Origin of the sequence: Pseudomonas corrugata (assembly GCF_050920615.1) — a bacterium.
GTDB classification, from domain to species: Bacteria; Pseudomonadota; Gammaproteobacteria; order Pseudomonadales; family Pseudomonadaceae; genus Aquipseudomonas; species Aquipseudomonas corrugata.
On sequence record NZ_CP130434.1, the window covers coordinates 1,459,964 to 1,482,139 of the forward strand.

The window sequence follows — 22,176 nt, forward strand, 5'->3', positions numbered from 1 at the left end:
GCTGAGTGAGCGGTAACAGATGAAAGATCGATCCCACGACGAGGCAATGGCCGAGCTGCTCGCGTCCTGTCCCGACTATGCGGCAGAGTTACTGACTGAGGTACGCTGTAACGGCGACCCTGCCGAGCTGGCCATCCTACTAAGGCAGATCGCCATGGCGTTCCTCCCGGAAGTGGGCCAGTCGAGCTGATTCAAAAATTCCCGCGCGTATGATGGAATGGTATATTCCATGGTATAAGTAGAACTTTGCTTCTTAACTAGTTGAAAAGTATTGGTTTTTGTTTCATGTTGATAATAGAGTGGGAGTGATTAGGGGGCCGGAATTGTCCGGCGCCACCTAGCAGAAATACCCTGAAGCCCGCGTAATTGCGGGCTTTTGGTTCTTTGGATCTGGGAGTTCCGGCGTTCAGAACGCCTTCCGGGGCCCCCGGCGAGCGGTCGGTGATGATCGACGGCGCGGGATGGATTGTCACGGCACGCAATCCGGCAAGCTGACGGGAATTACAGCGGAGGCGCCTCCGCTCGGTGGAGTGGGGTGACGCTCTTGATGGCTTGGTGTGTCTTCCTTCTTGGTGTGCTACCTTGTGAGCAGAAATTGATCAAGCCGTTGAGGGTCCTCAAGCCATGAACCACAAGCTGAACACCTATGGTGTATCCATAGTAGAGAGGCCTAAAATTAAAGCTACCAAGAAGCTGGATTTGGGTGGCGATTTGGGTAAGCAAATCGTTTATTCAGAAACCAAGCTCGTTCTCAGAACTCACAAGAAGACCTTTCAGAAGCTGGCTGACATGTAATGGAATTGATCTTCTTTCCATTTGAACGGGTCATTGAAATAAACACTCAGATCTTGACTACCGAGCCCGGCATGAAAGGGGCAGTTAATATTCCGGTCTTGTAAGGCGCGCTGGCCCGAATCGACAATGCGATCGCCTATAATGGCCTCGACGATGTATTTGAAATTGCCGCCAAGTACACTGCCAGTATCGCACGAGGCCATGCACTGCCTGATGCTAACAAGCGCACCGGGCTTGCAGTCGGCTTGGAGTACCTTTCGCTCAATGATTATGAAATTACCCTGGACAATGATCTGCTAGCTGATGCCGTTAGGGATTTGGTCACCCGGGATATCAATGAGCATGATTTCGCTGATATTCTTTACTCCTGTTTTAGCGCTTCTCAAAATCAGGCTTAGTACTAGGAAGACCTGTCAGGTTCACTGACTTGATTCGCCGTAGTCATGATGAGGCAAGGGTAGAGATTTTCAGGCTAATCCATCATATGCAGCTGAGCTGCTGGCTGAAGTTGTACATGACGGCCATGCAGACGATTGCCCGACCGTTCCCCAGGCTAACTGGACAGTTGGAAATAGTCATTTTTGTACGCATCTCTTTTTCATAATCCTATTTATCTGACATAAACCATCAATTAACAAGATCAGGCGTCTTGGACCCTTCCGATCTCGGCGGTTATTGGAGAGGATGAGGGCGAGCGTCACGGCTAGGATTGGATGCTGGACCGAAGATCGATGCCTGTGATGTAGGCCGTACGCGAGCAAGTAGACGGCCTTACCGAATGGTGTTGAGTCGTGCTTTGGATGTCAGAGTTTGACCAGCTTTAGATGTTAGAGAAACTGGGATCGGATCAAGCCCGTATCGAACGGCGTTATTCCTTGATCAAGCGCAAATACTGTCTGTGCCTGTTGCGACGAAGCCACCCGTTCGCCTCGTGCTCGTGCATGTAAATCGAACAACGTTTCCAAATCTGGCCGTGGTGTATGCACCAACGCCCGCAGCATCAACGATATTCCACTCAGGTTGTTCTGGACGTTGTTCCACCGAGGCGATGACGTGAGTCCCAGATCGGCCCAAATCACGCGCCGCTCCTGCAAGTCCATCACGAATGGCAGGCAGATCACGGTGTTGGATGCGATATCGATACGGTCGATCACGGATCGCGGTTCGAATACTTCACCCGATGCCGTGTCGACACGGGCCATCCAGCCAGCGAAGCATTCGGGAAGATCGCAGTACGCCTGTCCGGTGAAGCAGTTGATGGACGTAACGACGTAGCGGATCCCCTTCTCGACGAGGGTATCGATGTCGAGGTCGATGAACTCCGAAGCTCCGTCGGGCGCGTCAACAATGTCGCCGCTGTGGTAGCCGCCGAAACCCTTCAAGTTGTAGTACGCGACTGTTTGCATGAACACGAAGTTGGTATCGAAAAAAGCGGCGGACAAGTCGATGTCCGTGCGTTCACGGCCGTTCTTCCACCATAGGAACAGGCGAATGAAGCGCGTGTCAGGCATAGGTAACCGACTGCCTCGCACCAGTGTACGTAATGACTTCGATGCGGCACGCTGAGCCAGCGGGACCTTATATTCGCGAAGCGCGGTGTCGATGAAAGTGCGGCCGAGAGGCGGCAACGAAGCAAAGCGCGTCACGAGAGCGTCCTGGCAGATTCGGCCTGCGCGTGCCAACACCTCGGGTGTAAGAGGTTCACGCCGATCCTCGATACCGTAGACCTTGGCCAATGCCCCTTTCGGCGTAAAGGCCCGCAAGGACAGGGGGCGCGGGGCTCGTACCTGGGCCAGTACCTGCAACAGGATAGGTGTGGCCACTTGTGTTGCGACAGCCTCGAACGCGTCGAGTACCGAGCCTGCTTCGGTCGCGCGGCGCAAGGTTACATCCAGCCGTCGTGCGAATTCACCAGGACGAGTCTGTAGCAAGGGCGTAAGCGCGGTGATCTGACGCTGGGCAAGCAATGTTTCAACACGCGATCCAAACGAGGCCGGCGGGTCGTTGCGACGCGCTGCCGTGATGGCGGCGAGTGCTTGTGGATATTTATTGGGGTACTCGCCCGGATGCAATACTTCGGCCAGGCGTTTCCAGCGTTCGGCATGCCGCATCACGTCTTCCGCAGCGTTGGGTGCGCGATCGAGCAGGCGCAACAGCAGACGGCGCATTGCGCGTTTCATTGCTGTGAAACGTGTCGAAGCTGTTGCCAGGGACACGTCTCCTCCACTCAGTGCGACCGCCAGTCGTAGCACATCTGTTGCAGTTTCGACGTTTCGCTCCAGGAATGCACCCACCCGTGCATCGCGAGCTACATACTGGATCAGTGCGCCGCCAACCAGTGCGCGAACCTCCCGGAATGGTATGGCCTCGGGCAGTAGACGGAACACATCGTTCTTGTATTCCCGGATAAACCAGATGACATCGGCAGTTTCCTCCTCGGAGAGTGAGGTACGCGATGAAACCAGGGGCTCGAGCAGTGACTCGAACTCAGAGACGCTTCCCGGTTCGATAATCCGGGAGATCAAGGTTCCTTCGAGCATCGCAGGTCGAGCTTGTTCTATCGATGGTAAACGTTGAAGCGTGAGGTAATGCATTACGGCGGTCAGGTACAACTCCGCCTCGCAGGCTGTTAGAACTTGTTCGGGGAAGTCAGGATAAAGCGGCATGTGGTGCACATGAGCGCCGGTCTGTTGGCGAAGCACTCCGACAACTTCGTGTAGCCAGTGCGAGAGCTCTGTCGATGACAGCATGCCGATTTGCTCAATCAGCGGCTCCGACAGAGCGCATCGGAATGTCGCGACCTCCTGGACAGCGGACGCGACCTGAGCGCGCGTTGCACCGCCGGCGCCCATGGGGACGTGAACCTTGGTACGGCGACGCAGGAACAGCTCCTGATTCATGCTTGATCAACTCCATTGGTCGCCGCTTCGAATGAAATGCTTCGTTCGTAGTGTCTACAGTCGACGTAAAAACGCCTGCAAGTAGCAGGCGTGAAGTGGAGAGCGGAACCCCTAAGTCATAGGAGGTAAGAAGGAAGGTGTTCCATAGCCACGTCGGCATTCTATGAAAGATCGCCCCGCGTGTCAGGCCGTTACATACCTTGAAACGTACTCCCAGCTGTTCATCTCGGTCAGTACACAAAGAACCGTGTGAACCTACATTCACACGGTTTTTTTCATTTCAGCGCCGCGCCACATCCGAGAAATAGAACTTGTCGAGGGTATGCCGCGATTCGGTGTATTCGAACTGCCGGCCGTCCTGGAGAAAGGTCTGGTTGCTGACCACGATGACATGGCTTTGGCCGTCGAGGTCGAGGTGTTGCTGGTCGTCATTGCTGCACCGGACGGCTTCGATGGTGCGCTGGGCATAGGCGATCTGCAGTTGCAGGGTCTGTTCGATGTAGGCATAGATCGATCGCTCGGCGATCTCGCGGGTCAGGTCGGGGATCACGTCGCTGACGAAATGGTTGATGTCCAGGATCACCCGTTTGCCGTCGATTCTTCGCACGCGCTTGATGCGCGTCACCTGGCTGCCGGCGGGGGCCTTGATGTGTTCGAGCAATGCACCTTCCAGCGGCAGTTGGCTGAACTCGACCACTTCAGTGCGGACGTCATCGCCCAGGCGCGGGTACGTCTCCTGGAAGCTGACAATGCCGCCGAGCTGGAATTCTATAGGGGAGGTTGACAGTACAAAGGTGCCCTTGCCATGGATCTTCTGGGCGAAACCGCGCTCCTGAAGCTGTTCGATCGCCTTGCGCACGGTGCCTCGACTGGCTTGGTAGCTGTCCATCAATTCGGTTTCGGAAGGCAGGCGGGCGCCACGCTCCAAGCGTTCGGTGGTGATGCTGGCGAGCAGGTCGCTGTAGATCCGGTTGTATTTACTCATGGAAATGGCTCTGTAACGCGCGGTACACCGGGGGCGGAACCTTAAGGGGGAAGTGGGGGGCTTGTCCAATCCACTGTGGTTTTTGAAGCAAGGAGCGTAGGGCGTTTCGCGATGATAGTGGAATGCTGCAATAAAAAACTACAACTCGTCTGTACGAGTTGTTGCTTTAACTCGTACAGACGAGTATTTTTCCTTCCGTGTGTTGTCGACTCCCAATAACAAAAACGACGCGGAAGAAAAAAGCATGAGCCACGATTACCCCAGAATCGCCAGCGAGCTGCTGCAAAGCCTCGGCGGCGTCGGCAACATCGAGCAGGCAGCCCATTGCGTGACGCGCCTGCGGCTATCCCTCAAGGATGCATCACAGGTGGACAGTGCAACACTGAACCAGGTCGACCTGGTCAAGGGCTCGTTTTTCACTGGCGGACTGTTCCAGGTGGTCATCGGGCCGGGCGAAGTGGAAAAGGTCTATGCCGCCTTGCGCGAGTTGACCGGCCTGGCGGCCGCGACCATCGCCGACGTCAAGCGCAAGGGCGCACAGAAAGGCAATGGCATGCAGCGTCTGGTGCGGGTCCTTTCCGATGTGTTCATGCCGATCCTGCCCGCGCTGGTAATCGCCGGCCTGTTGATGGGCGTCAACAACCTGCTGGGCGCCAAGGGCATGTTCATTGCCGACCAGACGTTGCTCGACGCATACCCGAACCTGGACGGTGTCTGGAGCCTGATCAACCTGATGGCCAACACCTCTTTCGTTTTTCTTCCGGCGTTGGTGGGCTGGTCGGCGGCCAAGCGTTTTGGCGGCAGTGAGATCCTGGGTATCGTGCTCGGGCTGATGCTGGTCCACCCGGATCTGCTCAATGCCTGGAACTACGGCAAGGCCGTGGCGGGGCTGGATGGCCAGAGCCTGCCGTACTTCGATATCTTCGGTTGGTTCCGAATCGAAAAAGTCGGTTACCAGGGACAGATCCTGCCGATCCTGTTGGCGGCCTATGTCATGAGCGTGATCGAGCAATGGTTGCGTGCCAGGGTGCCCAACGCCATCCAGTTGCTGGTCGTGCCGATCACCACCATCGTCGTCACTGGCGTGCTGGCGCTGGCGATCATTGGCCCGGTCACCCGGCACCTGGGAATCCTGATCACCGAAGGCATGGTGGCGTTGTTCGATCTCGCGCCGGTGATTGGCGGGGCTATCTTCGGCCTGTTGTACGCGCCGCTGGTGGTCACCGGCATGCATCACATGTTCCTGGCGGTGGATCTCCAACTGATCTCGACCCAGGGCGGGACCTTCATCTGGCCGATGATCGTCATGTCCAACCTTGCCCAGGGTAGCGCGGCGCTGGCGGTGTTCTACATGACCCGCAATGCCCGGGACAAGAGCATGGCCTCTACCTCGGCGATTTCCGCCTATTTCGGCATCACGGAACCGGCGATGTTCGGCGTCAACCTACGCTACAAGTTTCCCTTCTACTGCGCCCTGGCGGGCTCGGCCCTGGGCTGCATCTTCCTGTCGCTGAACAAGATCAAGGCTTCGGCCATCGGCGTGGGTGGTCTGCCGGGTTTCATTTCCATCGTTCCCGACTATATACCGATGTTCGTGATCGGCATGGTCATCGCCATGACCGTGCCCTTTGCGCTGACCTGCGGGTTGAGCATGAAGATCGTCCGCCCCGGCTATCGCGTCGCCTGACACCCGGCTTGTCCACGATGGGCCATGGGCCCGCACTGAAGGAATCGCGTCATGCAAGACTGGCAACGCTCGGTGATCTACCAGATTTATCCGAAGAGTTTCTACAGCCACGGCGGTCAGGCGACCGGTGATTTGCTGGGGGTCGTGGACAAGCTCGATTATCTGCACTGGCTCGGGGTGGATTACCTGTGGCTGACGCCGTTCCTGCGTTCGCCACAGCGCGATAACGGCTATGACATCAGCGACTACTACGCCATCGACCCCAGCTACGGCACGATGGCTGACTGTGAGCTGTTGATCGCCGAGGCCGGCAGACGCGGTATCAAGTTGATGCTTGATATCGTGGTCAATCACACGTCCATCGAGCATCCCTGGTTTCAGGCCGCCCGCAGCAGCCTCGACAACCCGTACCGCGATTTCTACATCTGGCGCGACCAGCCGAACAGCTGGGAATCCAAGTTCGGCGGCTCGGCCTGGGAATACGAGGCGCAGACCGGCCAGTATTACCTGCACCTGTTCGATCACACCCAGGCCGACCTGAACTGGGATAACCCTCAGGTGCGTGCCGAAGTGTTCAAGATGATGCGCTTCTGGCGGGACAAGGGCGTGGGGGGCTTTCGCCTCGATGTCATCAACCTGATTTCCAAGCCGACTGATTTTCCTGATGACCACACCGATGGTCGGCGTTTCTATACCGATGGCCCGAACGTACATCGTTACCTGCAGCAAATGCACCGGGAGGTCTTTGAAGGTTTCGACCTGATCAACGTTGGCGAGATGTCGTCCACCAGTCTCGAGCACTGCATTCGCTATTCGTGCCCGGACTCGCGCGAGTTGTCGATGACCTTCAATTTCCATCATCTGAAGGTGGATTATCCGAATCTGCAGAAATGGGTGCGAGCCGACTTCGATTTCTTCCAGCTCAAACGCATCTTGTCCGACTGGCAGACCGGCATGCAGGCCGGTGGCGGTTGGAACGCGCTGTTCTGGTGTAATCACGACCAGCCGCGGGTGGTCTCGCGCTTCGGAAATGACGGCGAGCACCGGGTGGCTTCGGCGAAAATGCTGGCCACCGCGTTGCACTTCCTCCAAGGCACGCCCTTCGTGTATCAGGGCGAAGAGCTGGGGATGACCAATCCGGGCTTTGATCACATCGACCAGTACCGCGACGTCGAGACCTTGAACATCTTTCGTCTCCAGCGTAACGCCGGGGTGTCCGAAGCCGACGCCATGGCGGCGATCATGCAGAAGTCGCGGGACAACGGGCGTACACCGATGCAGTGGACTGCCGGACCGAACGCGGGTTTCAGCCAGGCCGAGCCCTGGATCGGCGTACCGGCCAACGCTGCCGTCATCAACGTCGAACATCAACTGCAAGATCCGACATCAGTGCTGCATTTTTACCGCCAGCTGATAGCCCTGCGCCGTAGCGAAGCCTTGATCCAGGAGGGCGTCTACCGCCTGTTGCTGCCCGAACATCCTCTTGTGTGGGCCTACCTGCGGGAGGGGCAGGGGGAGCGTTTGCTGGTCGTCAATCATTGCCATGGCGGTGACTGCGAGGTTGAGTTGCCCGACGGGATTATCACCCCCGACATGAAGCAACGATGGGTGATCGGTAACTACGACCGGGGGCACCGTGATCGACGGGTGCGCCTGCGGCCCTACGAGTCGTTCGTACTGCACCTGAGCGATTGAATCAAAGCCCGTTCTGACCCAGGCATCGCCTGACAGCGATCACGTTGCGCTCGACGCACCGTGTGGCCCTTTATCGTCCATTCGTTGGCTGGCAAAGGGGGGGCAGCGCATTACAAAAATAAAAAACAAGGAGCGGCATATGAGAACAACAATAAATCGGGGCCTTGCGGTGTCCTGTATCTGCCTGGCATTGCCATTCCCGGCCCAGGCGCTGGAGTTTTCCGGCTACTTGCGCAGTGGCGTCGGCAGTGCAACCAATGGTCGATCGCAATCCTGTTTCCAGTTGCCCGGGGCACAGAGCAAGTACCGATTGGGCAATGAATGTGAGCAATATGGCGAACTGGAACTGCGCCAGGACCTTCTCACCCTCGATGACGGTTCGGTGTTGAGCGTGGACGGCATGGCATCGCTATACAACCGTTACGACCGTACGCCGACTTTCCAGGGTGACAACGGCGCAGCGCGGATGCCGCAGATGTATGCCCAGTGGTCGAACATGCCCAGTCTGAACGGAGGGTCGCTTTGGGCCGGTCGGCGCTACTACAAACGTAACGACATTCATATTTCCGATTTTTACTACTGGAACCAGAGCGCCACCGGAGGCGGGATCGAGGACGTACTCATTGGCGGGCTGAAATACAGCTATGCCTTCTCGCGCAAGGACAACCTGTATCAGAAGGATCCGGTCAATCGACATGATTTCAACGTGGCTGGTTTCAAGACCAACCCCGGCGGCGAGTTGGAACTGGGCTTGAGCTTCATCGACCAGGCGGCCCGTCGTGATGCCCATCGCGGCTGGGCGCTGACCGCCCAGCATGTGCAGCAGGCCTTTGTGGGTGGCAAGAACAAGCTGGCGTTGCAATATGGCGAGGGGCCCGGCACCGGGCTGGGGTATACCGGCGATACGGGCCTGGATGACAGCAACAAGAGCTATCGTCTGGTTGAATTCTTCGATTGGCAGGTCACGCCGCGTTTCGGTGGGCAGGCGCAGGCGGTTTATCAGAAGGATATCCGCCGCGATGGCGGCGGCCAGGACTGGGTATCGCTGGGGGTTCGCCCGGCCTATGCCATCACTGACCAGTTCAAGCTGGTGGCTGAACTGGGCCATGACCAAGTGCAGGCGAGCGACGGCACGCGCAAGCTGAGCAAGTTTACCTTTGCACCCACCTGGTCGCCCAAGGGGCCGGAGTTCTGGGCTCGACCGGAGATACGGCTTTATTACACCTACGCCAGTTGGAACGAAGCGGCCCAGCGTGCGGCCAACCAATTGGCGGCGGGGTCGGCATTGTCCGACACCGGCGCATTTGACCGCGCGCGACATGGCTCCAACGTGGGCGTGCAGATCGAGTACTGGTGGAAATGATCCATGTAGCGCGTGTCGGCGGATCCTTTTATCGCCGTGATGCCCGCAAGAATAGACAGCAGCAGGTGAAGTCATGAACACAACGCAACCTTTGCAATTGCTCGCGCCGTTGTCCGGGGTCCTGATGCCTCTGGACAATGTGCCGGATCCGGTTTTCTCCAGCCGTGTAGTGGGAGACGGGATTTGCATCGACCCGACTTCCCAGACCCTTTGCGCACCGTTGGCCGGTGTCATCGGCACGCTCCAGGGCAGTGGCCATGCGGTGAGTGTCACCGGTGACAACGGCGTTCAGGTACTGATGCACATTGGCCTGGACACGGTGAACCTGGCAGGCAAGGGCTTTACCCCCCGGGTGGAAGCGGGTCAACGTGTCGAGGCCGGGCAGCCGCTGATTGATTTTGATGCCGACTACATTGCCCTGCATGCGCGCAGCCTGTTGACCTTGGTGCTGGTGGTCAGCGGCGAGCCCTTCAGTGTGCTGGCAGACCAGGCTGCTTGCATCGAGAGCGGCGACCCGCTGTTGCGGGTAAGCCTGGGCCAGTCGGGACCTGTCGACGATGCACGGCAGGGCTCGGCGCTGTTTTCCAGGCCATTGATCGTGCCCAACGAATGTGGCTTGCATGCTCGCCCTGCCGCGGTGTTCGCCGAGGCGGCCAAGGGATTCGACGCAGACATCTGCCTGCATCGGCAGCAGGCCGGCGCCAATGCCAAGTCCGTGGTGGCGGTCATGGCGCTGCAAACGGTCAAGGGCGACAGCGTGCAGATCAGCGCCACTGGCCCTCAGGCCGGGCAAGCCATCGACGCATTGGAACAGCTGTTGCTGTCGGGGTGCGGTGAAACGGTTGGCGTGCCGTCGGCGCCGGTGTCGTCCCATGTTGCCGAACCGTCGATGTCGGATCGGCTGCGAGGTGTCTGCGCTTCGCCCGGTTTGGCGTTTGGCGAGGTGGTTCAAGTCGCCTCGCAGGTGTTGGACATCGACGAGTCGGGCCTCGGCATTCAGGCTGAACAAGCGGCCCTGGACCAGGCGCTGGGCCAGGCGGCTGAAGCGTTGAGGACCTTGCAGGGCGAAGCGACGGGCAGTGTCCAGGCGCAGATTTTTCGCGCTCATGAAGCATTGCTGGAGGATCCCACCCTGCTGGAGCACGCCCAAACCCTGGTCCTTGAGGGCAAGAGCGCGGCATTCGCCTGGAACGCCGCTACGCAGGCAACTGCCGAACTGTTCCAGCAGTTGGGTAGCGCTTTGCTGGTCGAACGGGCAATGGACCTGGCCGATGTAGGGCAGCGGGTGCTCAAATTGATCCTGGGGGTGCAGGAAGGCGCCTGGACATTGCCCGAGCGTGCGATTCTGGTGGCCGAGCAACTGACACCCTCCCAGACCGCCAGCCTGGATACCTCGCGAATAGCCGGTTTTGTCACGGTCGATGGGGGAGCTACCAGCCATGTGGCGATCCTCGCCCGAGCGCTGGGCTTGCCGTCGTTGTGTGGCATGCATGGACAGGTGCTGGCCATCGCCAATGGCACCCAAGTGTTGCTGGATGCCGACAGCGGCGAATTGCATTTGAATCCTGATCAGGCCCGGATCGAGCAATTCCGGGTCCTGCGTGACGGGCAGCATCAGCGCCGCCAGCGAGACATCGAACAGGCGGCCCTGCCGGCCCGCACCATTGATGGTCACCGAGTCGAAATCAGCGCTAATGTCGGTTCGCTACGGGACGTGGAGCAGGCCATGACCCTGGGAGGTGAAGGGGTGGGGCTGCTGCGCTCCGAACTGCTTTATCTGGATCGCTTGCAGCCGCCGGGGCATGACGAGCAGGCAGCGCTGTACAGCGCCGTCGCCCAGGCACTGGGCCCGGAGCGCAACCTGGTGGTGCGGACCCTGGATGTGGGTGGAGACAAGCCGTTGGCCTACGTACCCATGGAGCGCGAAGACAATCCGTTCCTGGGAATGCGCGGCATTCGCTTGTGCCTGGAGCGACCACAACTGTTGCGCGAGCAGTTCCGGGCGATACTCGCCTGCTCCGGAATGGCGCGCCTGCACATCATGCTGCCCATGGTCACCCAATTGTCGGAGTTGCGCCTGGCGCGGCGGATACTGGAGGAGGAGGTTGGCGGCCTTGGCCTGAAAGAGCAGCCGAAGCTGGGGATCATGATCGAGGTCCCGGCGGCGGCCCTGATGGCTGATCTGTTTGCTCCCGAAGTGGATTTCTTTTCCATCGGCACCAACGACCTGACCCAGTACACCATGGCTATGGACCGAGACCATCCGCGCCTGGCCAGCCAGGCCGACAGCCTGCATCCCTCGGTATTGCGACTGATCGCTCGTACCGTCGATGCCGCGCATGCCCAGGGCAAATGGGTCGGGGTGTGTGGCGCGCTCGCCTCGGAAACCCTGGCGGTGCCGGTGTTGCTGGGGCTTGGTGTGGACGAACTATCGGTCAGCGTGCCGTTGATTCCAACAATAAAGGCGTGTGTGCGTGAATGGGACCTGGGCGACTGCCGCAGGCTTGCCCAACAAGCCCTTGGTCGGGAAAGCGCCGAACAGGTGCGCGGTATCCTGCGCATGCATTCATCCACGATCGACCCGGCCAGACTGGTCATGGAGCATTGAACATGTTTGACAAACTGCAGCGGACATTCTGGAAAGCCCTGACCCCGGACCTGGTGCCGGATGAGCCCCAGCCGGCGGCATCGGTTGATGGCGTCGCGCCGGCTATCGTCGCCGCGCTGGGTGGCGCGGATAATCTCAAGCGCCATCAGGCCGTGGCATTGACGCGACTGCGGGTGGAGTTGCGGGATGTTGCCCGGATAGACCGGTCGGGGTTGAAGGCCGCAGGAGTGGCAGGGGTGTTGCCGCTGGACAACGGCGTGGTACACCTGATCACCGGTTTGCCATCCTGAGCCGTCAAGACGGCTGGAGGTAGGGTCGGGCACGTAGCCGAGGCGCGCTCTATACTGACGCACGTCCAGTTTCGGCGACGGTCCCGCCGCCATAAGGAGCCCGTCATGAACGACACCCAAAGACTCGCTGCCCTGCGCATGGTTTTGATCGTGGTGGGCCTGATCTCCGTGTTTGCGATCGGGCCGCTGATGTTGCTATGGCCGTCCGGTTGGACATGGCACAGCGGTCATTCCGACTATCCGCTGATGATCGTTGGCCTCTACGCGACCCTTGGCGTGTTCCTGCTGAGAGCTTCACGGGATCCGCTGAAGCACCTGAGCCTGATCTGGTTCACGGTCTGGTCGAGCGTCGTGCATGGCGCGATCATGGCCGTGCAGTCCTTTGGTGTCGGGATGGACGGCATGAGCCATTATGGCCACCTGCTCGGCGATGTGCCTGCGCTGTTCGTGGTCGCGGCGGTGCTGGCGTTCTTCACTCCCCGTGGCGAGAAGGCGCGTTTACTGGCGGGTTGATCCTTGTGTTGAGGTGTACCTGAAAAGCCCTGTGGATAACCTCTCCAGGGCTTTTTAGTGGCCGTACTGTTTTTCCTCAGCGCTCTTCTGCACCTGACAGCGAAAGCCGTCCGGTACCGTCACCTTTCGCTACGATTCGGCCCTCATCGGTGCGCCGAGAATGCCTATCATCCAAGGGAATGATCTGGTTGTCATTTGACAACCAGGCAGGTCATGCGAATACTGGAGAGCACTGATGATTCGTCCCTCGCATCCGAAAAAGGAAGTCGAAGAAGCGCTCAGGCGTGCCGAAGCGTTGGGGTGGCGTATAGAGGTCGGTGGTGGTCACGCATGGGGGCGGGCTTATTGTCCGTATAACGACGAGGAGTGTCGTTGCGGTGAGTTCTGTATCACACCGATATGGAGCACGCCGAGAAACCCTGGCAATCATGCGCGAGCATTACGACGCGTCGTGGATAATTGCACTACCCATCGCAATCGTTGCGAGGCTGATGACGATGCTGAGGAGTAAGACATGGAATATACCTTTACCCTGAAATATCAGCTTGCTGACGATGACCGTACCTCGGATGAACTGGTGGAGCGGCTGGGGGTAGCGGGCTGCGACGATGCCCTGGTAGGCATGGGACAGCCGGGACGGTTGGCTCTCGAATTCACGCGCGATGCTCCTGATGCGATTGAGGCTGTGCTCAGCGCTTTGAGCGACGTGCGCCGTGCGGTGCCATCGGCCAGGTTGATTGAAGTCGCCCCTGATCTGGTTGGGCTAACCGACGTAGCCGAGATCGTCGGCGTGTCTCGGCAGAACATGCGCAAGTTGATGTTGGCCCACCCAAACAGCTTCCCGACGCCCGTACACGAGGGCAGCGCGTCTATCTGGCATTTGGCGGACGTTCTGACCTGGCTGCAGAGCAAGGGCAGCTATTCGCTTACCCGGAATGTGTTGGACGTGGCCCAAGCAGCCTTGCAGGTCAACGTTGCGAAAGAAGGCCGACGCTTACCAGGATTGGTTTTCAAGGACTTGGAGGCTTTGGTTGGCTGACAACCTGGGATGAGGGGCGCCGTGAGGCGCCTTCATCGCATCTGGCGGGGATGACGCGACAATCCTTCACTTAATATTTCTCAATTGCGGGTGTATCGTATTCGCCTTTTGCGGACCTTCCGGTTCGCCGCGGATTCAATAGGTGGTTACCTTCATGTCGTTTACCCGTCGCCAAATACTCGGTGGCCTGGCCGGTCTTGTTGTCGTGGGCGTTGGCGCGGGAGGCGCATCGCGGTATTGGTTGGGCAAGCGGGCGGATGCCGAAGCCGGGCACGACTATGAATTGATTGCGGCGCCTCTGGACGTCGAGCTGGTGGCCGGACACAAGACCCAGGCCTGGGCCTTTGGGCCATCGGCGCCGGGTACCGAATTGCGGGTGCGCCAGGGGGAATGGTTGCGGGTGCGTTTTATCAACCACCTGCCGGTCGCCACCACCATTCACTGGCACGGGATCCGCCTGCCGCTGGAGATGGACGGTGTGCCGTATGTCTCGCAACTGCCGGTGCTGCCGGGGGAATACTTCGATTACAAGTTCCGTGTGCCGGACGCTGGCAGTTATTGGTACCACCCCCACGTCAACAGCAGCGAAGAGCTGGGGCGTGGATTGGTGGGGCCGCTGATCATTGAAGAGCGCGAGCCCACCGGTTTCAAATACGAAAAGACCCTGAGCCTGAAGAGTTGGCACGTGGATGAGCAGGGTGAGTTCGTCGCGTTCAGCATCCCTCGCGAGGCGGCCCGTGGCGGGACGGCCGGGAGACTGGCGACCATCAACGGCGTGGCGGGAGCGGTGATCGACCTGCCGGCCGGGCAGATCACCCGGGTGCGGCTGCTCAACCTCGACAACACCCTGACCTACCGGATCAATATTCCCGGGGTCGAAGCCCAGATCTATGCCCTGGACGGCAATCCTATCGAACCGCGCCCGCTGGGCAAGGAGTACTGGCTCGGTCCGGGCATGCGCATCTGCCTGGCAATCAAGGCACCGGCGGCCGGAGAAGAGTTGTCGCTGCGCAACGGCCCGGTGCGCCTGGGCACCCTGCGTTCGGTACCCAACAACGATGCGCCGACCCAATGGCCACCCGCGTTGCCGGCCAACCCGGTGGCCGAGCCGGACCTGGCCAATGCCGAGAAACTCAACTTCAATTTCGAGTGGGTCGGTTCGGTGTCGGTCAATGTCGACAACGGCAAGCCACCCAGCCTGTGGCAGATCAACGGCAAGGCCTGGGACATCACCGACAAGACTTGCGCCGACCGGCCGATTGCCACGCTGAAAAAGGGCAAGAGCTACATTTTCGAATTGAAAAACATGACCCAATACCAGCATCCGATCCACTTGCACGGCATGAGCTTCAAGGTGATCGCGTCCAACCGCCACAAGGTCATTCCGTATTTCACCGACACCTACCTGCTGGGCAAGAACGAGCGGGCACAGGTCGCGCTGGTGGCGGATAACCCGGGTGTGTGGATGTTCCATTGCCATGTGATCGACCACATGGAGACCGGCCTGATGGCCGCCATCGAGGTCGCGTGATGCGCCAGATTCGTCCTGCCCGGATCATCGACCGCAGTCGCGACCAGGACTTCATGCGCGAAGCCCTGGCGCTGGCCGCGCAAGGGGCGGCCCTGGGCGAGGTGCCGGTGGGCGCGGTGCTGGTGCAGGACGGCGAGATCATCGGGCGCGGCTTCAATTGCCCGATCAGCGGCCACGACCCCAGCGCCCACGCGGAGATGGTCGCCATCCGCGCCGCCGCCCAGGCCGTGAGCAATTATCGCCTGCCTGGCAGCACCCTCTATGTGACGCTCGAACCGTGCAGCATGTGCGCCGGTCTGATCGTCCACTCCCGCATCGCCCGGGTCGTCTACGGTGCGTTGGAACCCAAGGCCGGCATCGTGCAGAGCCAGGGGCAGTTTTTCAGCCAAGCGTTCCTGAACCACCGTGTGATGTTCGAGGGCGGGGTATTGGCGGAGGAATGCAGCACGGTGTTGAGCGAATTCTTCAAGGCGCGCAGGGCCAAATCCCAGGATTGAACCCCCCCCGCCTTTGTGGGAGCGAGCCTGCTCGCGATAGCGGAGTGTCAGTCAACAACACTTTTGACTGATTTACCGCTATCGCGAGCAGGCTCGCTCCCACAGGGATGGGGGTTGTTTGATCTATCTATTTACGCGCCACAATCACCGCCCGCATCGGCGCCGGCAAGCCCTCGATGGTCTTGCTGTGGTCGTCGGGGTCGAGAAAATCGCTCAGCGACTGATATTTCATCCATTCCGTGCTGCGCTGTTCCTCTACGGTGGTCAGGCTCACGTCCACGCAGCGTACATCGCTGAAACCGGCGCGGCGTAGCCAGCGTTCCAGGGCCGGCACCGACGGTAGGAACCAGACGTTGCGCATTTGCGCGTAGCGATCCTCGGGCACCAGCACCTGGTGCTCGTCGCCCTCGATCACCAACGTCTCCAGCACCAGCTCACCACCCTTGACCAGACAGTCCTTGAGGGCCAGCAAGTGCTCGATTGGGGAGCGGCGGTGATAGAACACGCCCATGGAAAAAACCGTGTCAAAGCCCTCCAGGTCTGGCGGCAGGTCTTCGAACGGGAACGGCAGGTGCCAGGCATTGGGCTGCGACAGATAGCGCTGCACTGCCTGGAACTGGCAGAAGAACAGCCAGTTGGGGTCGACGCCGATCACCGTGTCGGCCCCGGCGCCGAGCATCCGCCACATGTAGTAACCGTTGCCGCAGCCTACATCGAGGATGCGCTTGCCCTTGAGATCCAGGTGTGGCGCCACACGCGACCACTTCCAGTCCGAGCGCCATTCGGTGTCCACGTGCACGCCGAACAAGTCGAATGGCCCTTTGCGCCACGGCGACAGGCCCATCAGTGCGGTGCGCATCCGGGCGCGGGTTTCGTCGCTGCAATCGGTGTCGAGGGTCAGCCCGTTCAACAGGTCGATTTTGCTCGGTTGCAGCAGCGGCAAGGCGTCGAGGGCGCTCTGCCAGCGTTCCAGGTCGCCATGGCCCTTTTCCATTTTGGTGTCGAGTTGCGCCTGCAGCGTCGCGGCCCAATCGGCCAGGGGCGTGCCGGCCAGGCGGCGGGCGAGGGGGGACAGATCAATCATGGCAAGGCAATCAACGAGGCGAAGTTAAGACACTGGAACCACGGCACGACTTTCGAGAATCCGGCCGCCAACAGGCGTTCGCGGTGTTCTTCGAGGCTGTCGGGCTTCATGACGTTTTCGATGGCGCTGCGTTTCTGGGCAATCTCCAGTTCGCTGTAGCCGTTGGCGCGTTTGAACGCCACGTGCAGGTCAGTGAGCAGCGCGTGTTCCTGCGCATCGTTGAAGCGCAGCTTTTCCGACAGGATCAGGGCGCCGCCGGGCAGCAGGGATTGGCGAATGCGGCTCAACAAGGCCGTGCGCTGATCCGGTGCGATGAACTGCAGGGTGAAGTTCAGCGCCACTACCGAGGCCGGCTGGAATTCCAGGGCCAGGATGTCGCCCTCGATCACCTCCACCGGCAGCAGCTCCTGGAACATCGAGTCCTGGCCGTTGAGGTATTCGCGACAGCGCTCGACCATGGCCGCTGAGTTATCCACAGCGATCACCCGGCAACCGTCGGTACGCACATGGCGGCGCAGCGCCTGGGTCACCGCGCCGAGGGAGGAGCCCAGGTCATAGAGCACGCTGCCCGGCTGGGCGAATTGCGCGGCGAGCACGCCGAGGTTTTCGACAATGGTCGGGTAGCCCGGCACCGAGCGCTTGATCATGTCCGGGAATACCCGCACTACGTCCTCGTTGAAGGCGAAGTCAGGCACTTGGGCCAGGGGTTGGGCGAATAGGCGATCAGGGTCGTTGCTCACGGCGGTTCCGGCGACAGGGTGAAAAGGCGGGCATTTTAGCCAATTAATGCGCCAAAGCGTGATCTTTGATTGACGCCCGGCCCCGCCCTCATGCTCGTCGGCTCCACGGGTGCTTGCGACAGTCCGATCGAGATGAACAGCACGCAACTTCCAGGCACATTTTGTTTAGCGGTGTTTTCGATTCGTTTCTTGCTGAATAAAGATGCGTTGATATAAAAAGCGCAACTTCAAAGGCGCCTGCTGGTGTGGATATACCCATGCACTGTAAGGAACTGTTGAATTTACGCCAATCCATCAGGGAAGTTATAAATGTTTGTGCAAGGGATAAAAGCTGCTGGGCAAATACGATTTTTTATATTTGCAACAATCGCGACGGTTGCATTTCCGGTCGCTGCGGACAGCGCGGAGCACTTGTACACAGACGAGAAAGTTGCTCTCGCTATCAATGCAGGCGTTCTGAGTGGTCAGACCCACGAGCGGGTCTACGCGCCCGAGGAGGGCGGGAGGAGGATCAGCCAGCTCGACTGGAAGTACAACAATGCTGCGGTCATCAAAGGCTCTCTCGATTGGAACGTGCTGTCTTGGATGTCACTAGGGGCGTCGGGCTGGACGACCATCACCAGCACAGACGGTTATATGAATGACGATGACTGGGTCGATGCCTCTCAGAGCCAATGGACAGACCGTAGCGTTCACCCCGACACGACCCTGAGGTATGCCAACGAATTCGATCTCAATCTCAAGGGGTGGCTATTGAACGAACCTGCTTATCGCCTGGGCCTGATGGCTGGGTACCAGGAACGCCGCTTCAGCTTTACCTCCAAGGGGGGATCCTTTAGTTACAACAGAGGTGCATACACTGGCGAGTTCCCAGCGGACGTAACGATCATTGGCTACAAACAGCACTTTAAAACCCCGTATGTTGGATTGGTCGGCAGCTATCGATACAAGCGTTTCGATATGGAGGGGGTGTTCAAGTACAGTCGCTGGGCTTCTGCCACTGACATTGATGAGCACTACCTGGCCGATAAGACGTTTGTCGGCAAAACAAAGCATCAACAGTATTATTCGTTGGGAGGAAAGTTGGGCTATGACATGACCGCCAACACGAATATTTTCGTGGAGAGCACGTGGAGTCGCACACGGAATAAAAAAGGCAGCCTTACCGTCAAGAATCGTTCCGATAACTACCGCGATAGCTACACCGACTCCGCAGGCATCGAAAGCTCCAGCGTCATGACGACCATCGGGCTGAAATACGTTTTTTGAACAAGACGCGGCGCCGCATCGTGAAGCCGGCCGCCCCCATCAGCGCGAGGGCGGCCGGGCCATTCTCACTTCACCGCAATGGCACAGTCGAAGGTTTCCACGGGCGGTACTTCGGGGGCCCAGGGCTGTTGATAAGTCAGGCGCAACCGGCCGGTGCCGGTGGCGAATGCCTGGAAGCGCCAGGTCGACACGCCAGCGGCACCGACGATGCCGGCGTCTTCCGGATTGCGGTAGACCTCGGGGCCCAGCGCTTTCAACACGCCGCCTGCCGAGTCCTGGATGGCCCAGCGGTACCCGGTGGTGGGGTTGCTGGGCAAGCTGAGGATCATGTTCTGCCCGTTGTTGAGCCGCACCGGGCATTCGCTGAGTTTTTCCACGGTCACGTTGTTTTTCGGTTGCGTGGCGCAAGCGCTCAGCAGGGCAAGGCTGACGGGGACAAGCAGGCGGGTGAGGGACATGGGGACTCCGGCATTCACGACGAATGGGGAGCATAACCGAGATGCTACGGGGTGTGTCAGGTGGGCATGGGTTGTTGCTGGTGACATCATCGCGGGCAAGCCTTACTCCCACAGAACAGGGTGTGGATCACAATTTTTGTGAACAACACCCACCCCCTGTGGGAGCAAGGCTCGCCCGCGATGGGGCCAGGGCAGGCGCTACATAACCTTCAGAACAACACCTTCGCCACATCCGCAAAGCGCTTGGCAAAGTGCACCGTGATGCCTTCCTTCAGATACTCCGGCAGCTCTTCGAAGTTGCCCCGGTTGGCTTCCGGCAGGATCAGTTCGAGGATTTTCTGCCGGCGCGCCGCAATGACCTTCTCACGGACCCCGCCAATCGGTAGCACGTACCCGGTAAGGGTCAGTTCTCCGGTCATGGCGACGCCTTTTTTCGGTGGCTGGTTGCGGGCCAGGGACAGCAGGGCGCTGGCCATGGTCACCCCGGCGCTCGGGCCGTCCTTGGGCGTGGCGCCTTCCGGCACGTGCAGGTGGACAAAGGCCTCGTCGAAGAACTTCGGATCGCCACCGAACTGCTTCAGGTGCGAACTGACATAGCTGTGGGCGATTTCCGCCGACTCCTTCATCACGTCACCCAGTTGCCCGGTGAGCTTGAAACCGCGATTGTGGGTGTGGATGCGCGTCGCTTCGATCGGCAGGGTGGCTCCGCCCATACTGGTCCAGGCCAGGCCGGTAATCACGCCGACCCCGGACAGCACCTGCTCGTTGCGGAACACCGGTTTGCCCAGGGAAGCCTCAAGGTCTTTAGGCCCAAGCTTGATCACTGCCTTTGGATCGTCGATCAGCTTCATCACCGCCTTGCGCACCAGTTTGCCCAGTTGCTTCTCCAGCTGCCGTACCCCGGCTTCGCGGGCGTAGCCGTCGATCAACGCCTTCAAGGCGCTGTCACTGATGCTCAGGCTGCCCTTGGACACCCCGGCCTTGGCCAGTTGCTTGGGCCACAGGTGGCGCTTGGCGATGGCGATCTTTTCTTCGGTGATGTAGCCCGACAGGCGAATCACTTCCATCCGGTCCAGCAGCGGGCCGGGGATCGAGTCCAGGGTGTTGGCGGTGCACACGAAGAGCACTTTGGACAGGTCCAGGCGCATGTCCAGGTAGTGATCGAGAAACTCGACGTTCTGCTCCGGGTCGAGGGTTTCCAGCAAGGCCGAGGCCGGATCGCCCTGGTAGCTCTGACCCATCTTGTCGATCTCGTCGAGCATGATCACCGGGTTCATTACTTCGACATCTTTGAGCGCCTGTACCAGTTTGCCCGACTGGGCACCGATGTAGGTGCGCCGGTGCCCCTTGATCTCGGCTTCGTCGCGCATGCCGCCGACGCTGAAACGGTAGAACGGCCGGCCGAGGGATTCGGCAATGGACTTGCCCACGCTGGTCTTGCCCACGCCCGGCGGGCCCACGAGCAGCACGATGGAGCCGCTGATCTCGCCTTTATAGGCACCCACGGCGAGGAATTCGAGGATGCGGTCCTTGATGTCGTCCAGGCCGGCGTGGTGCTGGTCGAGCACCTTGCGCGCGTGCTTGAGGTCGAGTTTGTCCTGGCCGTACACGCCCCATGGCACCGAGGTGGCCCAATCCAGATAATTACGGGTGACGGCATATTCCGGCGAACCGGTTTCCAGGATGGAGAGCTTGTTCATTTCCTCTTCGATACGCTTCTGCGCCTGGGCCGGCAACACCTTGCCCTCCAGTCGCTGCTCGAACTGTTCGAGGTCGGCGCTGCGATCATCCTTGGTCAACCCCAGCTCCTGCTGAATGACCTTGAGCTGTTCCTTGAGGAAGAACTGGCGCTGATGTTCGCCGATCTTGCTGTTGACCTCCGCCGAGATCTCTTTCTGCAGCCGCGCGACTTCCACTTCCTTGCGCAGCATCGGCAGCACTTTCTCCATGCGCTTGAGCATCGGCACGCAATCGAGCACTTCCTGCAGCTCACTGCCGGTGGCGGAGGTGAGTGCGGCGGCAAAATCCGTCAGTGGCGACGGATCGTTGGGGCTGAAGCGGTTGAGGTAGTTCTTCAGCTCTTCACTGTACAGCGGGTTGAGCGGCAGCAGTTCCTTGATCGCATTGATCAGTGCCATGCCATAGGCCTTGACCTCGTCGGTCGGCTCGCTCGGCTGGTGCGGGTATTCGACTTCCACCAGGTACGGTGGCCGATGGTGCTTGAGCCAGGTGCGGATGCGCACGCGGGTCAGACCTTGGGCAACAAACTGCAATTTACCCGCCTCGCGACTGGCGTGGTGCACCTTGACCAGTGTGCCGTACAGCGGAAGCGCCGACGTATCAAAATGGCGCGGGTCTTCCTGGGGCGTATCCATGAAGAACAGTGCCAGGGAATGATGTTCGGACTTGGCCACCAGTTCCAGGGTTTCGGCCCAGGGTTCTTCATTGACGATAACCGGCAGCACCTGGGCCGGGAAGAACGGGCGATTGTGGATGGGGATGATATAGACCTTGTCCGGCAGGTTCTGGCCGGGCAGGGCCAAGCCGGTGCCGGAGGCGGTGTGCTCGATATGTTCGGGGTCAGCGTATTCGTTCGTGGCTTCTGTAGAGTGCTGGTCGCTCATGGGGCACCTGCGCAATGGAGTATGGAGCTTAGATGGGGCAGGTGGGGGGTGGTTTCAATGGTAGGCGATTGTTAGCGGCTATTTCATGGCGTGTTGTT

19 protein-coding genes are annotated in these 22,176 nt (G+C 59.6%); 13 read left to right on the top strand and 6 right to left on the bottom strand.

The window, feature by feature from the left end; translation table 11 throughout:
• Positions 1–19: 19 nt before the first annotated feature.
• A complete protein-coding gene (locus QZH45_RS06490) occupies positions 20–190 on the top strand; it encodes a hypothetical protein (RefSeq protein WP_199275603.1) in 171 nt (56 codons plus the stop codon).
• A 724-nt stretch (positions 191–914) separates the two neighbouring features.
• Positions 915–1,193: a type II toxin-antitoxin system death-on-curing family toxin gene (locus QZH45_RS06495; protein ID WP_392397818.1), complete on the top strand. Its 279-nt coding sequence runs from the start codon at positions 915–917 to the stop codon at positions 1,191–1,193.
• Positions 1,194–1,622: 429 nt separating this feature from the next.
• Here the strand turns inward: QZH45_RS06495 and QZH45_RS06500 are convergent, their stop codons facing one another.
• Both QZH45_RS06500 and treR read right to left on the bottom strand, forming a co-directional pair.
• On the bottom strand, positions 1,623–3,695 hold the full coding sequence (locus QZH45_RS06500) for a TerD family protein (RefSeq protein ID WP_024778923.1): 2,073 nt from the start codon (positions 3,693–3,695) through the stop codon (positions 1,623–1,625).
• Between the two features lie 280 nt (positions 3,696–3,975).
• On the bottom strand, positions 3,976–4,680 hold the full coding sequence (treR, locus tag QZH45_RS06505) for a trehalose operon repressor (protein ID WP_024778924.1): 705 nt from the start codon (positions 4,678–4,680) through the stop codon (positions 3,976–3,978).
• Between the two features lie 244 nt (positions 4,681–4,924).
• On the opposite strand from treR, the gene treP reads away from it, so the two are divergent.
• The 10 genes from treP to tadA all read left to right on the top strand — a co-directional run bounded on the left by treP (position 4,925) and on the right by tadA (position 15,903).
• Positions 4,925–6,367: a PTS system trehalose-specific EIIBC component gene (treP, locus tag QZH45_RS06510; RefSeq protein WP_053192657.1), complete on the top strand. Its 1,443-nt coding sequence runs from the start codon at positions 4,925–4,927 to the stop codon at positions 6,365–6,367.
• Positions 6,368–6,418: 51 nt separating this feature from the next.
• Positions 6,419–8,062, top strand: coding sequence for an alpha,alpha-phosphotrehalase (gene treC, locus QZH45_RS06515; protein WP_055135795.1), 1,644 nt, complete (start codon positions 6,419–6,421; stop codon positions 8,060–8,062).
• Positions 8,063–8,201: 139 nt separating this feature from the next.
• Positions 8,202–9,425, top strand: a complete 1,224-nt coding sequence (locus QZH45_RS06520; protein WP_024778927.1) for a maltoporin — start codon at positions 8,202–8,204, stop codon at positions 9,423–9,425.
• Positions 9,426–9,498: 73 nt separating this feature from the next.
• Positions 9,499–12,033 (top strand): phosphoenolpyruvate--protein phosphotransferase, encoded by a 2,535-nt coding sequence (gene ptsP, locus QZH45_RS06525; RefSeq protein ID WP_055135796.1) that lies wholly within the window; start codon positions 9,499–9,501, stop codon positions 12,031–12,033.
• Positions 12,034–12,035: 2 nt separating this feature from the next.
• A complete protein-coding gene (locus QZH45_RS06530; RefSeq protein ID WP_024778929.1) occupies positions 12,036–12,323 on the top strand; it encodes a PTS transporter subunit EIIB in 288 nt (95 codons plus the stop codon).
• 105 nt (positions 12,324–12,428) lie between these two features.
• Entirely contained in the window at positions 12,429–12,836 is a 408-nt protein-coding gene (locus QZH45_RS06535) for a DUF6632 domain-containing protein (RefSeq protein WP_024778930.1), read from the top strand.
• Positions 12,837–13,071: 235 nt separating this feature from the next.
• Positions 13,072–13,347, top strand: coding sequence for a hypothetical protein (locus tag QZH45_RS06540; RefSeq protein ID WP_080996592.1), 276 nt, complete (start codon positions 13,072–13,074; stop codon positions 13,345–13,347).
• A gap of 3 nt (positions 13,348–13,350) precedes the next feature.
• On the top strand, positions 13,351–13,875 hold the full coding sequence (locus tag QZH45_RS06545; RefSeq protein ID WP_053192664.1) for a helix-turn-helix transcriptional regulator: 525 nt from the start codon (positions 13,351–13,353) through the stop codon (positions 13,873–13,875).
• A 154-nt stretch (positions 13,876–14,029) separates the two neighbouring features.
• A complete protein-coding gene (locus tag QZH45_RS06550; RefSeq protein WP_053192666.1) occupies positions 14,030–15,406 on the top strand; it encodes a multicopper oxidase family protein in 1,377 nt (458 codons plus the stop codon).
• The gene (gene tadA, locus QZH45_RS06555; RefSeq protein ID WP_024778933.1) at positions 15,406–15,903 is read left to right on the top strand and encodes a tRNA adenosine(34) deaminase TadA; all 498 of its coding nucleotides are present in this window, start codon (positions 15,406–15,408) and stop codon (positions 15,901–15,903) included. The genes QZH45_RS06550 and tadA overlap by 1 nt, the downstream gene beginning before the upstream one ends.
• A 127-nt stretch (positions 15,904–16,030) precedes the next feature.
• Here tadA and cmoB read toward each other — a convergent pair whose 3' ends face one another.
• Positions 16,031–16,987 (bottom strand): tRNA 5-methoxyuridine(34)/uridine 5-oxyacetic acid(34) synthase CmoB, encoded by a 957-nt coding sequence (gene cmoB / locus QZH45_RS06560; RefSeq protein WP_053192668.1) that lies wholly within the window; start codon positions 16,985–16,987, stop codon positions 16,031–16,033.
• Positions 16,984–17,727 carry a carboxy-S-adenosyl-L-methionine synthase CmoA gene (gene cmoA, locus QZH45_RS06565; protein WP_024778935.1) on the bottom strand — a complete coding sequence of 248 codons (744 nt, stop codon included), beginning with the start codon at positions 17,725–17,727 and terminating at the stop codon, positions 16,984–16,986. The genes cmoB and cmoA overlap by 4 nt, the downstream gene beginning before the upstream one ends.
• A gap of 309 nt (positions 17,728–18,036) precedes the next feature.
• Between cmoA and QZH45_RS06570 the strand changes: the two genes are divergently transcribed.
• Positions 18,037–18,996, top strand: coding sequence for an omptin family outer membrane protease (locus tag QZH45_RS06570; RefSeq protein ID WP_055135991.1), 960 nt, complete (start codon positions 18,037–18,039; stop codon positions 18,994–18,996).
• 65 nt (positions 18,997–19,061) lie between these two features.
• Here the strand turns inward: QZH45_RS06570 and QZH45_RS06575 are convergent, their stop codons facing one another.
• Both QZH45_RS06575 and lon read right to left on the bottom strand, forming a co-directional pair.
• Entirely contained in the window at positions 19,062–19,454 is a 393-nt protein-coding gene (locus QZH45_RS06575) for a protease inhibitor I42 family protein (RefSeq protein WP_024778937.1), read from the bottom strand.
• A 209-nt stretch (positions 19,455–19,663) separates the two neighbouring features.
• A complete protein-coding gene (gene lon / locus QZH45_RS06580; RefSeq protein WP_432783641.1) occupies positions 19,664–22,078 on the bottom strand; it encodes an endopeptidase La in 2,415 nt (804 codons plus the stop codon).
• Positions 22,079–22,176: the final 98 nt, after the last annotated feature.

Bases quoted from the DNA above. Each gene is read 5' to 3' on its own strand.
- QZH45_RS06490 (WP_199275603.1), top strand. From the start codon at position 20: ATGAAAGATCGATCCCACGACGAGGCAATGGCCGAGCTGCTCGCGTCC.
- QZH45_RS06500 (WP_024778923.1), bottom strand. From the start codon at position 3,695: ATGAATCAGGAGCTGTTCCTGCGTCGCCGTACCAAGGTTCACGTCCCC.
- treR (WP_024778924.1), bottom strand. From the start codon at position 4,680: ATGAGTAAATACAACCGGATCTACAGCGACCTGCTCGCCAGCATCACC.
- treP (WP_053192657.1), top strand. From the start codon at position 4,925: ATGAGCCACGATTACCCCAGAATCGCCAGCGAGCTGCTGCAAAGCCTC.
- treC (WP_055135795.1), top strand. From the start codon at position 6,419: ATGCAAGACTGGCAACGCTCGGTGATCTACCAGATTTATCCGAAGAGT.
- QZH45_RS06520 (WP_024778927.1), top strand. From the start codon at position 8,202: ATGAGAACAACAATAAATCGGGGCCTTGCGGTGTCCTGTATCTGCCTG.
- ptsP (WP_055135796.1), top strand. From the start codon at position 9,499: ATGAACACAACGCAACCTTTGCAATTGCTCGCGCCGTTGTCCGGGGTC.
- QZH45_RS06530 (WP_024778929.1), top strand. From the start codon at position 12,036: ATGTTTGACAAACTGCAGCGGACATTCTGGAAAGCCCTGACCCCGGAC.
- QZH45_RS06535 (WP_024778930.1), top strand. From the start codon at position 12,429: ATGAACGACACCCAAAGACTCGCTGCCCTGCGCATGGTTTTGATCGTG.
- QZH45_RS06540 (WP_080996592.1), top strand. From the start codon at position 13,072: ATGATTCGTCCCTCGCATCCGAAAAAGGAAGTCGAAGAAGCGCTCAGG.
- QZH45_RS06545 (WP_053192664.1), top strand. From the start codon at position 13,351: ATGGAATATACCTTTACCCTGAAATATCAGCTTGCTGACGATGACCGT.
- QZH45_RS06550 (WP_053192666.1), top strand. From the start codon at position 14,030: ATGTCGTTTACCCGTCGCCAAATACTCGGTGGCCTGGCCGGTCTTGTT.
- tadA (WP_024778933.1), top strand. From the start codon at position 15,406: ATGCGCCAGATTCGTCCTGCCCGGATCATCGACCGCAGTCGCGACCAG.
- cmoB (WP_053192668.1), bottom strand. From the start codon at position 16,987: ATGATTGATCTGTCCCCCCTCGCCCGCCGCCTGGCCGGCACGCCCCTG.
- QZH45_RS06570 (WP_055135991.1), top strand. From the start codon at position 18,037: ATGTTTGTGCAAGGGATAAAAGCTGCTGGGCAAATACGATTTTTTATA.
- QZH45_RS06575 (WP_024778937.1), bottom strand. From the start codon at position 19,454: ATGTCCCTCACCCGCCTGCTTGTCCCCGTCAGCCTTGCCCTGCTGAGC.
- lon (WP_432783641.1), bottom strand. From the start codon at position 22,078: ATGAGCGACCAGCACTCTACAGAAGCCACGAACGAATACGCTGACCCC.